The 13,564-nt window shown below is 62.0% G+C and carries 11 protein-coding genes; 4 read left to right on the forward strand and 7 right to left on the reverse strand.

Annotated elements, in window-relative coordinates:
• Nucleotides 1-99: 99 nt before the first annotated feature.
• From ACOSV0_RS33170 to ACOSV0_RS33180, 3 genes are all read right to left on the reverse strand, one after another.
• Nucleotides 100-1,692, reverse strand: coding sequence for a tannase/feruloyl esterase family alpha/beta hydrolase (locus ACOSV0_RS33170; protein WP_434115959.1), 1,593 nt, complete (start codon nucleotides 1,690-1,692; stop codon nucleotides 100-102).
• 101 nt (nucleotides 1,693-1,793) lie between these two features.
• Nucleotides 1,794-2,900: an OpgC domain-containing protein gene (locus ACOSV0_RS33175; RefSeq protein ID WP_434111830.1), complete on the reverse strand. Its 1,107-nt coding sequence runs from the start codon at nucleotides 2,898-2,900 to the stop codon at nucleotides 1,794-1,796.
• A 77-nt stretch (nucleotides 2,901-2,977) separates the two neighbouring features.
• On the reverse strand, nucleotides 2,978-3,253 hold the full coding sequence (locus ACOSV0_RS33180; RefSeq protein ID WP_434111832.1) for a hypothetical protein: 276 nt from the start codon (nucleotides 3,251-3,253) through the stop codon (nucleotides 2,978-2,980).
• A 233-nt stretch (nucleotides 3,254-3,486) separates the two neighbouring features.
• On the opposite strand from ACOSV0_RS33180, the gene ACOSV0_RS33185 reads away from it, so the two are divergent.
• Entirely contained in the window at nucleotides 3,487-4,671 is a 1,185-nt protein-coding gene (locus tag ACOSV0_RS33185) for an acyltransferase family protein (RefSeq protein ID WP_434111834.1), read from the forward strand.
• A 193-nt stretch (nucleotides 4,672-4,864) separates the two neighbouring features.
• The gene (locus ACOSV0_RS33190) at nucleotides 4,865-5,659 is read left to right on the forward strand and encodes a TSUP family transporter (RefSeq protein ID WP_434111836.1); all 795 of its coding nucleotides are present in this window, start codon (nucleotides 4,865-4,867) and stop codon (nucleotides 5,657-5,659) included.
• A gap of 284 nt (nucleotides 5,660-5,943) precedes the next feature.
• Here ACOSV0_RS33190 and ACOSV0_RS33195 read toward each other — a convergent pair whose 3' ends face one another.
• A complete protein-coding gene (locus ACOSV0_RS33195; RefSeq protein WP_434111838.1) occupies nucleotides 5,944-6,225 on the reverse strand; it encodes a hypothetical protein in 282 nt (93 codons plus the stop codon).
• 294 nt (nucleotides 6,226-6,519) lie between these two features.
• Here ACOSV0_RS33195 and ACOSV0_RS33200 point away from each other — a divergent pair, with 294 nt between their 5' ends.
• Nucleotides 6,520-7,635 (forward strand): helix-turn-helix transcriptional regulator, encoded by a 1,116-nt coding sequence (locus ACOSV0_RS33200; RefSeq protein WP_434111839.1) that lies wholly within the window; start codon nucleotides 6,520-6,522, stop codon nucleotides 7,633-7,635.
• On the opposite strand, the gene ACOSV0_RS33205 is transcribed toward ACOSV0_RS33200, so the two are convergent.
• Nucleotides 7,559-8,869, reverse strand: coding sequence for an MFS transporter (locus tag ACOSV0_RS33205; protein ID WP_434111841.1), 1,311 nt, complete (start codon nucleotides 8,867-8,869; stop codon nucleotides 7,559-7,561). The two genes, ACOSV0_RS33200 and ACOSV0_RS33205, sit on opposite strands and share 77 nt — an antisense overlap.
• 328 nt (nucleotides 8,870-9,197) lie before the next feature.
• Between ACOSV0_RS33205 and ACOSV0_RS33210 the strand changes: the two genes are divergently transcribed.
• Nucleotides 9,198-9,821 carry an ABC transporter ATP-binding protein gene (locus tag ACOSV0_RS33210; RefSeq protein WP_434111843.1) on the forward strand — a complete coding sequence of 208 codons (624 nt, stop codon included), beginning with the start codon at nucleotides 9,198-9,200 and terminating at the stop codon, nucleotides 9,819-9,821.
• A 76-nt stretch (nucleotides 9,822-9,897) separates the two neighbouring features.
• Here ACOSV0_RS33210 and ACOSV0_RS33215 read toward each other — a convergent pair whose 3' ends face one another.
• Both ACOSV0_RS33215 and ACOSV0_RS33220 read right to left on the reverse strand, forming a co-directional pair.
• On the reverse strand, nucleotides 9,898-10,938 hold the full coding sequence (locus tag ACOSV0_RS33215) for a fimbrial protein (protein ID WP_434111844.1): 1,041 nt from the start codon (nucleotides 10,936-10,938) through the stop codon (nucleotides 9,898-9,900).
• Nucleotides 10,935-13,562: a fimbria/pilus outer membrane usher protein gene (locus tag ACOSV0_RS33220; RefSeq protein ID WP_434111846.1), complete on the reverse strand. Its 2,628-nt coding sequence runs from the start codon at nucleotides 13,560-13,562 to the stop codon at nucleotides 10,935-10,937. The genes ACOSV0_RS33215 and ACOSV0_RS33220 overlap by 4 nt, the downstream gene beginning before the upstream one ends.
• Between the last annotated feature and the right edge of the window lie 2 nt (nucleotides 13,563-13,564).

Below are 13,564 nucleotides of genomic sequence, written 5' to 3' on the forward strand. Positions count from 1 at the left end.
AGATTCCGAAAACACCGACAGGCCGCAGCAAGGTCCGCCGGCGCGGCATGCCTGCCATTCAGGACCCGCGGTGGTTTTCGCCGGATATACCGGATCCTGTCATGGTTCGGCGCACGCGAAGCTGCTGGCGAGGTTCACATTGCCCTTGCCGCTGTAGCGGGGAAACAGCGGGTAACGGCACAACGGACGCGAACGTCCGTTGGTCGCCGCCGCAATATCGGTCGCGGTCAAGGTTTCTGGCGATACGCCACGCGTCACCCAATTGTCGAGCGCACCCAGCAGATCGACCGACGGAATGAACACCCCGCTGCCGTGCTGAAAACCCGGCACCATGTAGAGCCGCATGAACGCATTGACCTGGTCGATGCCGTAGCGATCGATCAGCGCTTCGTAGTAAGCGATTGTCTGATTCGGGCTGATGACTTCGTCGGCGAGGCCTTGCAGCGTGATGAGTTTGCCGCCGTGCGCGATGTAGCGTGCGAGGTCGGGGTTCATCGCGCCGATCGTCTGTGAAAGCGCGATCAGTTGCCCGCGATATTTACCGGGATGCTGCGGGTCGAACCTGAGCGAGTCGAACTCCGCGTCCCGCGTCACGAAATAGCGGATATAGCCGTCGCCCTGCGCGAACAGGTAGCCGTTGGCAAAGAAGGTTGGCATCGGCAAGCGCTCGGGTTGATGCGCCAGCCCAAGCATGCCGTTCAAATGTGTGCCCTGAAAAATGTTGTAGCCGCGATAACCCGTGACGTCCCACGCCAGTTTGTAGGGTAACGAGAGGCCGTCGCGCATCACCATCAGCGTGGCGATTTGCGGGTCGGTGAGGCACTCGTCATGCGAGGGTTCACGTCCTGCGCAACGCAACGAGGCGACGATTTCCGCTTCGTGTTCCCTGCACCCGGCAACGTCGCTAATGATGCCGTCCGCCGCGCCGTCGAGCCGGTCGCAAACCGCGAGCGTTCGTTGATACACGCGCTCGAGCAATAGCGGCGGAATAAAACCGCCGGGCGTCGCGTATTCCGCCTGACCGAGCTTCACGCCCATCAAACGCACGCCGGAAAAATTGAGCGCGGGCGAATTGGCGATCACACCGTCGTAGTCGTCGGGATAACGCTGCATCACCGTGTAGCCTTCGCGGCCGCCCGTCGAGCCGCCGGCGAAATACATCCGTTGCGGCGGGCGGCCGTAGGCGCGCGCAATGAGCGCGAGCACGGCGTCGTGCGTTTTTTTCAGGTGCGCGTAGCCAAAATTCGTCACCGCTTCGTCGACGAGACCGAAGACCGCGAGCGATGAATTCCCCACATGCCCCGAGTCGTCGCCAAAGGTCGCATAACCTTGCGCGAGCGGTGCGCGATCCGGAGAGAACGGCATGACGCCCGTGCCGCTCACCACCACACCGTTATAACCGCCGCCGCCAATCTGCAGCGCGCGGCCGTTCCAGCGGCGCGGCAAATTCAGGTCGAAGCGGATATCGGGCGTGCTGGCCTTGAGCGCCTTGATGCGGCCGGTAATGCGGCAATATTCGCCGCCCTGCTGATTGCCGGGCGCGGTGGCCGCCACCATCGCCGCACTTTCGATCTGCACGCCGGCAGTGGGCAAGGCAATCAACTCCGGCGGCAATACCGCGCCGGCGAATTCCGTGCAACGCATGGCGAGTAGCGCGTCTTTCGGCGCGGCGAATGCCTCCGGGCCGCTCATCAGCCATAGCACCGCGCCGACGGCCGTGACAGCCGTGCGTGAACCCAGCATGGAACGACGCACATGGCGCACGTAGCGCATATGGCGCACCCGCCGCGCCCTCATCCGTAACCCGCGCCGTTGGCGGCCGGGCGCGACTGCTGCCCTCTCCAGTCGTTCCAGCCGCGCGCGATCATCAGCACGGCGCCGATGGCGACCAGATCGCCACCGAGTCCGATCAGCGTGCCGCGAAAACCGTGGAACGTATGGGGCGTCGCCGTATCGACAAGCAACGACACCAGCGTGCCGGTAACGAAACACACCAGCCCGGTACGGCCGACCGTCACCACGGCCGGCAACCGCTGTGCGAGCCACGCGATGCTGCCCATGCGCACGAACTGCGCGGCAACCCAGGCGATGACGATGAAGTTGATCACACGGTCCACGGAAAGGTTCTGTTTAAGCGTGCCGGGCAGCGGTTGCGTCAGCACAAAGAGTTTGACGATGGCGAACGCCAGCACTGCAACCACCGCGGCCCGCGTGAACCAGCGCGCCGTGGGAGTTGCGTGAAAGCGCTCACTGACGGGTTGCACCCGGCACAGAATACCGAGCACGAACATCAGTTGCCATGCAAACGGATTAAAAGCCCAGTCGGCCACGTCGTCAATGCTGAATAGTGCGGCCAATGGCCGGGCGAGCACCCAGATCGTCACGCTCAGGCCCAGCGCCGCGAACGACGAGCGGCGCGCCAGCGGCACGACGAACGGAACGAATAGCGCAAAGATAACGTACATGGGCAGTACGCTCGACAGATAGGGCTGGCGCCGCAGCAGAGCAATATCGAACGCCTCGCGAAATGGTTGCACCGCGAACGGCTGCCAGCCGGTAAGGTCGACCATCGGCTGGTTCAGATGCAGGAACGCGAGGACGGCGCCGGATAACAGCGTCAATACGGCCGTTAATAAGTAGGCGCGATAGATCTCCCAGCAGCGCCTGACGAAACGCATCTTCGCCGCATTCTCGCCACGGCCCGCGAGCACCGCCGTATACGCTGCCGCCGACGCATAGCCGCCGAGAAACACGAACACTTCAGCCGAATCGCATAAGGCATAGGCGTGCAACATCAGATGCGATAGCGTGCTGCCGGGAATGTGGTCCAACACGATGACGATCAGTACGACGCCGCGGAAAAAATCCACTTCGATCGAGCGTCCGCGGCGGATGTCCATTCAGGTTCTCGCAAGATGGTGCGTGCATGCAATACGCCGTGAAAAGCGGTCGTATGCCGTTGTTTCCGGTAGGAACTTCATAACAATAAAACGTTCCCAACATTGCCGCGCATCACGTCGACGTACGCTGACAAGCACCCTCTAAACGCATGTGAAATGGCAGCAATCCGAAATACATCTGTCGGCGTACGGTAAAACTGAATTGTCACGCCTCGATTTTCCGGAAAGTCTTGCGGCAAGTTTTGCGGTTTTAATGCATCGCGTTTGAGTGCAATCGGTAAGAGCCGCAGAAAAAAATCACTGATTGCGACGCACGATTTTTTTTGCTTTTTTTCATCGTAGGATGAATTCATGCACACCCGCCGGGCATCTCGCGTTTCGCGCGATGCCACCCTTCGACGGCGGCCACTCATGTGGACCGGACAGGCTGCCGGACTGATCTTCGATCTCCTGGCCTGCTGAGCGTCAGTGCGACGCCTTCTATTTGCTGTGGCTGACCTTGCCGTCGCCAATGCGCTCCGGTCCTTCCACAATCGCCCTGAACGGCGGCGCCTTGCGCGCCACCTTCGCATTGGAAGACATCCACATGAACAACAGGATTGCCGGCTTCGACGGATTGCGCGCGATTGCAGTCGTGATGGTATTTTTTCAACACCGGCTATTCGGCGAAATTGGAGAGATCGGTCACCTCGGCGTGTGGATCTTCTTCGCGCTGAGCGGCTTTCTGATCATCGGTATTCTGTCCGCGCAACGCACGCGCATTGAAAGAAACGGCAGCAGCTTCGGTGCTGAACTGAAGCGCTTTCTGTTTCGCCGCACGCTGCGCATATTTCCCGTTTACTACCTGATGCTGGTTGTGATGTGCGTGCTGATGGCGTTCGGCGTGGCGAGTCCTGAACTGGCCAGCGGCATGCCGTTTCATTTCGCGTATCTGTCGAACTTCTGGATCGGCTCCGTGCTGCATTACTGGCCTGGGCGCTACTCGCATCTCTGGAGTCTCGCGATCGAAGAGCAGTTTTATCTCGTGTTTGCGCCGCTATTGTTGCTGGTTGCGGCGCGACGCCATCGCGCGGTGTGTCTCGCGATCATCGCGGTCGGACTCGTTTCGCTGCTGACGATGCGCGCAGCGCAGTGGCCGGAAATCACCATCTATACGCATCCATTGAGCAACTTCTGGCTGCTGGCGTTGGGCGGGATTGGCGGCTTGATGATCGCCGCAAAAGAGAGCCGTTGGCGAGTCGTGCTCGGACATGGCATGACGCTATTCGTTTTGAGTGCTTGCGTTGCAGGGTTGTGTGCGACTGAGCCAAGGTGGAGTCAGTTGGGCAGCTCACTTGCCTTCACAATGGTCAGCGCGCTGTATGGCGTCTGCATCGCCGCGCTTGTGTGTTCGATCGCGTGCTGCCGTAACGCGACAGTAATCGGCTTGCTGGAAACCGGCTGGCTGATGAACTTCGGGCGCATCAGCTACGGCTTTTATCTCTATCACAATCTGATTCCGGACCTGACCCGCAATCGCCACGCCACGGCGCTCTTCGGCGGAACCGTGCCATTGTGGGCACACGCCGCCGGAATTGTCGCTTCGTTTCTGATTTCGCTGGGCATGGCCATGCTGTCCTGGCGGCTGATCGAAGCACCGATGCTTCGCCTGAAAACGCGACGCACGCCGGTGGACGCCACGACTTCAGCACCACCGCAAACGCCGGCCACGTTGACCGCTCGCAATGAGCGTGCAACGAGAAATGAAAACGCCACTTCAGATGCCGTTTGAAGGAGCCACGCCTTACGTTCCGCTTGCAGGCGACTGGATTAAGAGCGCGGTATCATGCGGCCTCACTTAGCCGGCTGCTTCGAACCTTGCGCGACACGCGGGCACTGAACAGACCGAACGATAAAAACAAGCCACTGCCCGCGCACTCCGGTCCATCTATCCGGTCCGCGCGGTTGGCTCGCGGACTTCAACAATGGTTCATTTCAGTTTCGCCGACGGCGTGCTTGGCGCGAGCCTGCAGACGCTCAGCCTTTACGCACTGCTTGGCATCATGGCGGCACTGTTGCTGGGTGGCATGGTCAAGGGGGTGGTGAGTATCGGCGTGCCACTGGTTGCGATGCCGATACTCAGCCAGTTCATGCCGATCAAGGAGGCTGTTCTATTGCTGTCGATGCCGATCATTCTCGGCAATATTCCACAGGCGCTGGAAGGCGGCGACATGCTGCCCACGATACGGCGCATTGCCGCGCCATTGATCGGCACGGTGATCGGCAACATCGTCGGCGTGAGCGTATTGATCTCACTGGCGCCACATCGCGCGCAGGCTGCCGCGGGCGTGTTGCTGATCGTCGCAGCGCTGCTCCTGTTGTTTTCGCCGCGGCTGACGTTGACGCCGGCATGGGCGAAGCCCGCAGGCTTCGTGTTGGGATTCGGTGCGGCCTTGATGGAGAGCATCGCTTCGGTGCCGGGGCCTTTACTGGCGATGTATCTGATCGCCACGGGCGCCACGGGGAAAACTTTTACGAAGCAGATCGCGATTATTCTGGTGGTTTCGATCATCACGCTGGTCGCCACGTTTAGTGGCGGCGCGCATGCCAGCTGGAGCGATCTGGCCATTTCGGCCTGTGCGAGTGTGCCGGTGATCGTGGGGATGATCTTGGTGAGACCGCTGCGAGACAGATTGCCGCCGGGCGCGTTTCGCGTTCTGGTTCTGGTGTTCGTTCTGGCAGCCGCTGCGCAGATGGTCTGGAAATCCGGGGTTTTATAAACGACTGGGGATCAGCCGAGCGAGCGCCCGGCGAGGACGGCACTGACGTGCCACCCTCGACCGGTCGCTCGGCCAAGTCTGGAGGCGCATGCTGCCACACCCCCGAACGTCCGATGGGCAAGACGCCCATCTTTTTTGCAACCAGGCGGCGGGCCTCTAATGGGTCCGTCCGCAGCTCGCCGCACTCTCAGGTCCTTCTTTTTATCGCCAGTGCCTTAAGACACCGGTCGCTCTCCCGCAACTACCCCCGATCCTCGCAACCCTTCCCTGCAACAGATCCAGACTCAGGCGGCGGTACGCCGACTCAGCTTGACCTGCGCTTCACTCCCGAGCTGGTCGAGAAGCTTGATAATCCGTTTGCGTTGGCTGGCAATCAACTCATGCGTTTCTTCCAGCGCGCGAACGCGTTTTTCCCAGTACTCATGGTCGAGCGTGACTTGTACGCTCACCGCGTCCCCACGCGTCACGTACTGAACCATGCTCTCAAGATGTTCCAACTGGCTGTCTACCAGATTGGCCGGACGCCGCCCGCGCTGGGCGGGCGGAGGCTTATTCGTGCCGTTCATCTTTTGATACCCCGTAAATTGGCCGTCGGGCAAAGCCTGGGCCTCGCACCCATTGCGCCGCGAATGCCGATCGGCGCTCTTTTTACGTGCGGTAGCGATTCCAGAACGGGGCGTGTTTTAAACGGATTTATTGCGCCGTCGACAAAATCGATCCACATCTAATCATCCGACAATACCGCAGGTTTTTTGTTTGGCTTTACCGTACGTCTCAATTCTGGAAGGCAGCGCGTTAAATATTTGGTTACTATCGCTACCTGATCAGAACCGCATCTCCCAGTTCGCAGCAACCGATCCATGAACCAGCGCACCCTGCCGCCACACCTGGCCGCTGCCGCCGCAGCTGACTCGCGCTCCGCCATTTCCACGAGCCGTTTCAGCACGCACGCGCTTCCCGCCGAGGAACAGTTTCTGGCCTGGCGGCAGCGCGTGGGGCATGTAATCGATGCGCCGCCGTCGAAAGAGCAGATCGCCGGGGGATTTCGCGGTGAAATCGATCTGTATGCAGTCGGCGGGATGGTATTTACGGACTGCAGCACGGATTCGATGCTACTGGAGCGGTCGGTTGCGCGGGTTTCCACCGACTCGCGGCGCGATTACGTCTTTCAACTGTTCGTGGAAGGCGAAATCGGCCACGTGTCAGGCATGAGCAGGAAACGCAGCGCGCCGGCCTCGGTACAGGGCATCGTCGCGTTCGATCTGAACCAGCCGTTTCGGGCCGAACGGCCCGAATGCCGGCTCCTGAGCCTGTTTGTCCCGTCCGCGATCGTGGACGAGGAACTGCGCGACGGCGCGGCGATTCATGGCCGGATTGTCCAGCAGGGCGCACCGCTGACCGGACTCGTGCTGGACCACCTGGCGGCCGTCGCGCGGGAAATCCCCACGCTCGAACCGGCCGCCGCGGCGGATGCCTTACATGCCGGCGCCCAACTGCTGCTCGCCACCTTCCGCAAGGACGCACGTCTGACTGGCGCGGGCCGGTCGGCGCTGCAGGCTGCCGTGATGGGACAGGTGCGGCGCTATGTCGACGCCAACCTGCACCAGGACGATCTCACGCCGACCAGTGTGGTTCAGGCGCTACAACTGAAACGCGCCACGATCTATCGCTGGTTCGAACATGAAGGCGGCCTCGGCGCTTACATCCGCAATCGCCGGTTGCGGGAAGCGGCGGATGAACTCGTCCGTTTCCCGCGTCTTCAGGTAACGGAAATCGCTTACGGACTCGGTTTTCAGAGCGCGTCCGATTTCACCCGCGCATTTCGCCGCGCTTTCGACATGAGCCCGCAGGATATGCGGATGCGCGCGTTGGACCTGCAGCACAGCAGCGCGTGGGAGCTTACGCCGACGGCTGCGAAGCACTGGCAACGCACGCATCCGGCGTTTTTGCCTCGGGAAATGCTCGCAGCGCGATAAGCGTGAGCAGGGTCGCGGCCATCAGATACCACGCCGGCATCATCGGATCGCCGGTCCGGTCGATCAGCCACGTCACGAGGAACGGTGAAAATCCACCGAACAGGACAACGCCACAGCTGTAAATCACCGAAAGTCCCGCCGCGCGCCGATGCGCGGGAAAAGCTTCCATCATCAGCACGGAACTCGGCCCCGCGTTGTTGACCGCAAGCGCCACGTACGCCGTGATGATGACGAGCGCGGCGACGTCGCCCACGCCGTGGGTCAGCGCCCAGAATGCCGGCCACGTGAGCGCCAGCGAAGCCACGAGCGCCGCGTACTGCAGCGTCTTGCGGCTCGCGCAGCGATCGGCGGCGAGTGCCACGAGCGGCGTCGCCACGAGGATCACGAGCCCTGACAGGCAGGCCGTCAGGAGGCTGATTGCCGCCGGCCGATGCAGCATACGAACCAGATAGGCCGGCATATAGAATACGGTGAGGTAGATGCCCACCGAAGGCGCCGCCATCATCAGGAGACCGCAGACTAGCGGACGCGGATACTCCGCGAACATACGCCGTGGGCTGAGCCGCGCAGGCTGCGTCGGCGCGGCCGCCGGCATCCGGCGGCGCAGATACCAGCCGACCGGACCGATCAGCCCGCCCAGCACGAACGGAACGCGCCACCCCCAGTCATGCATGGCGGCAGGCGACAGCAGCGCCGTGGTGCTCGCGCCGACCAGCGCGGCAGCGAAGGCGGCCGCGCCCTGGCTCGCGCCGCGCCAGCTCACCATGAAACAACGGTGCCGGTAGGCGACCGACTCCATCAGCGAAGCCGATGCCGGCCCGATCTCGCCCCCTGCCGCGAGCCCCTGCATCAGACGCGCGAGCACCATCAACACCGCCGCCGCAGGACCGATCGACGCATAGCCCGGCAGGCACGCGATCAGCCATGTGCCAAGGGTCATGAGCGTGAGCGAAACCGTGAGGCCGGCTTTGCGGCCACGGCTGTCGGCGATATGGCCGATCATGATCGCGCCGAGTGGACGCATCACGAAGCCCGCGCCGAAAGTGGCTAGCGAAAGCAATAGCGACGCCACAGGATTGCTCGACGGAAAGAACAAATTGCCGATAATGACCGCGGAAAAGCTGTAGACGGTGAAGTCGTATGCGACGAAGCCGTTACCGATAACAATTGCAATGACGATGCGCCTGAGTTCGGCGGGAGACGGTTGGGCCGCTTTGCGGGCAGCAGTTTGCATGGATTGCGGTCGACGGGGGAGCGTCGAGGTATTCAGGAGATTGGCAGAATGGCGGTAAGGCTTTTTTCTTTTACGGCGCAAAACCATGCAACTTTACACTGAGTGCGCGAATTCTCGCTTCGGGCGGGTGACTGGCGGGTGACTGGCGGGTGACTGGCGGGTGGCGTGCGGGTGGCGCAATTATCAGACGCGGTGAAAGCATCCGGGCGCGCTGCTACACTTGCGGACCACAAACTTCCCGAAGAAACCTCGCCGTCCTGCATCGCGTTGAACGTCATCCGCGTCGGCAGTACGCGGCACACTCTTCGGTTGAAACCCTCTACACCCCATGCTTCGTTTCGAGAATCTCAGCAAGCGCTATAGCGAACGCGTCATCTTTCAGGGGCTGCATTACGACAGCGCCACAGGTTGCGTCGCGCTCGACGATGAATCCGGCAGCGGCAAGTCGACACTGCTCGGCATCCTCGCCGGCACGATCGAGCCCGACGCCGGCGAGGTGTGGCTCGGCGGCCATTCGTTGCGCACCGCGCCGCACGAGGCGCAATCCGTGCTCACGTATGTGCCCGAAGACTGCATGACGTATCCGGACCAGACCGGCCGAGAGTATCTGGCGCGCGTGGCGTCGGAGAGAAAGACAACGGTCGGCAGCCACACACTCGATCTTGCCAATCGCTTCGGACTCGAACCGCATCTCGACAAACGCTTCGAGCAGATGTCGTTTGGAACGCGTAAGAAGATCTTCCTGACGAGCGCAGTAATCGGCGAGACGAAAGTTGTGATCGCGGATGAACCGGTCGGCGGACTCGACGCCTCGGCGCGTGCCGTGCTGGTCGATCTGTTCAAGATGCTGGCCGACACCCGCACAGTCTTTTTCTCAAGCTATGACACGGCCTTTACGCAAGCCTGTGCGGCGAGGACCATCAGCTTTGCGGACCTGGGGATGCGTGGCTAGGAGGTCTCTGCGCCGGTGAGTCGATGCACCGGGCGCTCAAACCCCACTCATGGTTCACCGAGCGCTCACCGAGCGCTCACTGATAGCTCATCGTGAAAGTGGCAAGCCCCTTCACCGTACCCGGTCCTACCGCGCCGGTGGAGATGTACTGCGCGGTCAATGGGATGCGGGTCGTGCTCGCCGATGCACCGACAAGCCACTGATTCGGATTACCCGCTACCGCTGAATCCGGTCCGTAGCTCACTACCGAGCCGCTGCTATTGAGCAGGCGTAGCGCGACACCCGTCGCGGTCGACCCGCTCGCAAGCGTCAGATTGCTGGTCGTGTTGCCGGGAGCGGTTGCGTCGGTCAGCGTCACGTAGACATTCGCACCGGCCTGGCACGATAGCCCGATGCTGAGATTCGTGTTGCCGACGGTCGTGCCGACGGGGCTCAATGCACTGGCATTGACAGTTGGCAGCGCGACGCTGACCGACGGTGTGGTGACCGTGCAGGTGGTCGCCACGATCGACGTGTTGTTGACCGAGATCGTCACCAGAGCCGGCGACGTTACATTCACCGGAATATTGTGGCTGACCAGGGTGAACAACTGTGGGATATTCACGGCGCCGCCTGTCGTCACCTGTGCGGCGGTCTTGACCAGCTGATAGGTGAATGTGAAACTGCCCTGGAATGCAGCCGTCGTCGTGATCGGTGCGCCGAAATCGCCCCAACCGCCAACGTTCAGCGTAGACAGCGTCTTGTTGCCATACGTAACGTCTACGACCTTGATGCCGATGCCTGCGATTCCCGTATTCCACACACCCGCAACCGGGCTGCCCGTCAATTGCGGATAGTACTGGATATACCAACCGTTGTTATACGGCGGCACCGTACCGGGATTCGACGGGCAGTTAACCGATACGGTCGACGACTGCACCGGGCCGATCGCGGTACCGACCGGCGTGTCGCGAGGCACAGTGATCGTACCGAAGCTGATCGCCGCCGAGCCGGTAATCGTGCATTGCAACGCCGCGTGGGCGGGCGCGCTGACGATCAAGCCGGCACAGCCTGCAACGTAGAGCATCAGGATGCCGAAGCTTTTTTTCACGGCATCGTATGAGAAAGACATCTTCATTGCGTATTTCCTCCGGCGGACGAACCCGCCGCTGCTTCGTTCGCCACGCCGGCCGCCGCACCGCATACCGCGTCGATATGGGCATAAGCGCCGCGGTCTTCACCCTTCGGCGGCAAGTGATAACCGAAGCCGCACTGTTCATCCGCGCCATCGCCCCACTTCACGGTCAGCGCCCCTGCATCGGCCACGCCGCGCACGAAGATCCGGCTGTTCTGACCGATCGCGCCGACGCTCTGCCCTTTCGCGTCGTACACGGTCGCGCCGAATGGCAACGGTGCGCCGTTCGGCAAGCGAGCCGAGATCACCGCCGCCCTGCCGGTCACCGTGCCGAAATGAATCATCACCACCGAGTTGGCGCGCGGCGCCACCTGCTGGCTGGTCGACTTGAACTCGACGTCGAGCGGGATCCCCTTCGGATCGATTTCGACCGTGTTCAGGCTATACGGCGTCAGATACGGAATCACGGCATAGCCGAAGTTGTCGACGCGCACGCCGGACGAATTGGTGATGCGGGCACCCTTCGCGTCTTTCGCCTCGACCACACCGATCGTGTCGCCCAGATCGTTCGCGAAGGTCACGCCACCCGGATGCGCGACGATCGCCCCGGTCACGCCCGCCGACACCTGCGAGTAGCCGGAGCCACCGCTCGCGCTCGCGGCAAGTGTCGCGTACGGGCTGCGGTACTGGCCGTTTACGCCGCCCGTACTCGAACCCGGCGCATGGTTCGCCGTCACACCGTAGGTGAATTCGTTGTCCACGCCGGCCGAGCCGTTCAGCATGGCCTGCTCGGACGAGCCGCTCTGATTGTTGTGGGTGAAACTGGTCGACAGGGTCGGCGCATGCTGGCTGGTGCCGAGCGGAATCGACACGCTCGCGAAGATCTGGTTGTTCATCTGCCCGGTCAGGCCGTCGCGCTGCCGCGAGAGCGACACGTTGTAGCTAAAGTTCGTGCCGAGCGCACGCAACACGTTGTTGTAGCCGATCTGGAATTGCGTGGTCGTGCCGCTGCGATTCCAGTAATCGAGCGTCGAGCCGACCACATAGGCATTGCCCCAGCCATTGCCGAAGCTCTGGTTCATTGTCAGTTGGACCTGATTGCGCTGACGGTCGACCGAACTCGGGTCCTGTCCCGCGGCCACCGCGCTGCGCGCCAGCATGGCGTCGCGCAACGCCCAGAAACCACTCGACGAATAGCGATAAGCGGCAACCGTGAAGTTCGTATTGGTGGACGGCACCAGCTTGCTGTAGCTGATTCGCACGCTCTGGCCGGTGGTATTGGTCACGCCGCGAATATTGGCGCGCGCCTCGGTCACATCTAATGCGACCGCGCCCAACGGCGTGTTGACCGCCGCGCCGAGCAGCCCTGCAAGATAGCCTTCGGCAACGATCGTCCCGGCGTAACCGGTGATGACGTTGTTGAAACCGTGCTGCACCGTTCCCTGAAGAAGGTTGTCGTGCTGATTGACTTGCGCATCGCGAAGCTGGCCCGCGGCGACATTGAAACGCGTGATGCCCGGACGCAACAACTGCGCGACCGACGCATAGGGCACCGAGAAACTATGCTGACTGCCGTCGGCTTCCGTGACCGTGACGAGCAGGTTGCCGCCATAGCCGGTGGCATACAGATCGTTGATCTCGAATGCGCCCGGCGCGACGGTCGTCTCGTACAGCTTGTTGCCGTTCTGCGTGACGCTCACGCGCGCATTGGTCATCGCCACGCCGCGAATCAGCGGCGCATAGCCGCGCAGCGAATCGGGCAACATGCGGTCGTCGCTCGCCAGTTCCACACCACGAATGCCGATGCTGTCGAACACGGCGCCATCGGTAAAGGCATCGCCGAGCGTCAACTGGCTGCGAATCGACGGCAGATCGTGCTGCACGTAGGTCGCGATGTTCTGATAGGTGCGCGGTCCGTTCGATTGCCACGTCAACGCGGAATTCTGGCGAAAGTGCCAGCTACCGACGTTGACGCCGCTATTCAGGCCGAGATAGGTCTGCGTATTCCCTGAGCCAGAACCGGTCACGCGAAACGAATTCAGGTTGTAGCCCAAGGTGGCCGACGTCACGCCTTCGTCCCAGAACTCGGGACTCACGTAGCCTTGCGGATTGCGCAGCAGCGCCACCTGCGGAATGCTCAAATCGAGCCGCAGATCGGACAGGTCGAAGGATTGCGACGCACCGTCGACGAGATCGGCGAGGTTCGCGCACTCACCCGCCTGAGCTTTTGCAAGCTCGCCACGGCTCTTGTCCGACAGTGCGGAAAAGTCCAGACCGAGGCGCTCGATCAGCGCCTTGCTGAAACACGGTACGGCGCTCCCCGCGCCTTCCCGCGCCACGAAGCGCAGCGTGTCGTGCCCGACCCAGTTGCCGTTCACGTAGAGATCGACCGTGTACTCGCCGGGTTGCACCGGATTGCCCCGCTCGAAACGCGACACGTCCACGTTTTGACCCTTCGGCTTCATCAGAAACTCGCTGTTGAACTGCACGTCGGCAAGCATCGTCGCGTCGGCGAATGCAGGCGTCGTGCCCCAGGCGGCCAGCGCGCCGAGCATCACAGCGTGGCTGCGCCTGAGCGCGAACCAGTGTCCGGCTCGCGGCCGTGAAGTGTGTTCCCGGGTGCGCATGA

Source organism: Paraburkholderia caffeinilytica, from assembly GCF_051027425.1.
In the GTDB taxonomy this organism is placed as follows: domain Bacteria; phylum Pseudomonadota; class Gammaproteobacteria; order Burkholderiales; family Burkholderiaceae; genus Paraburkholderia; species Paraburkholderia caffeinilytica_A.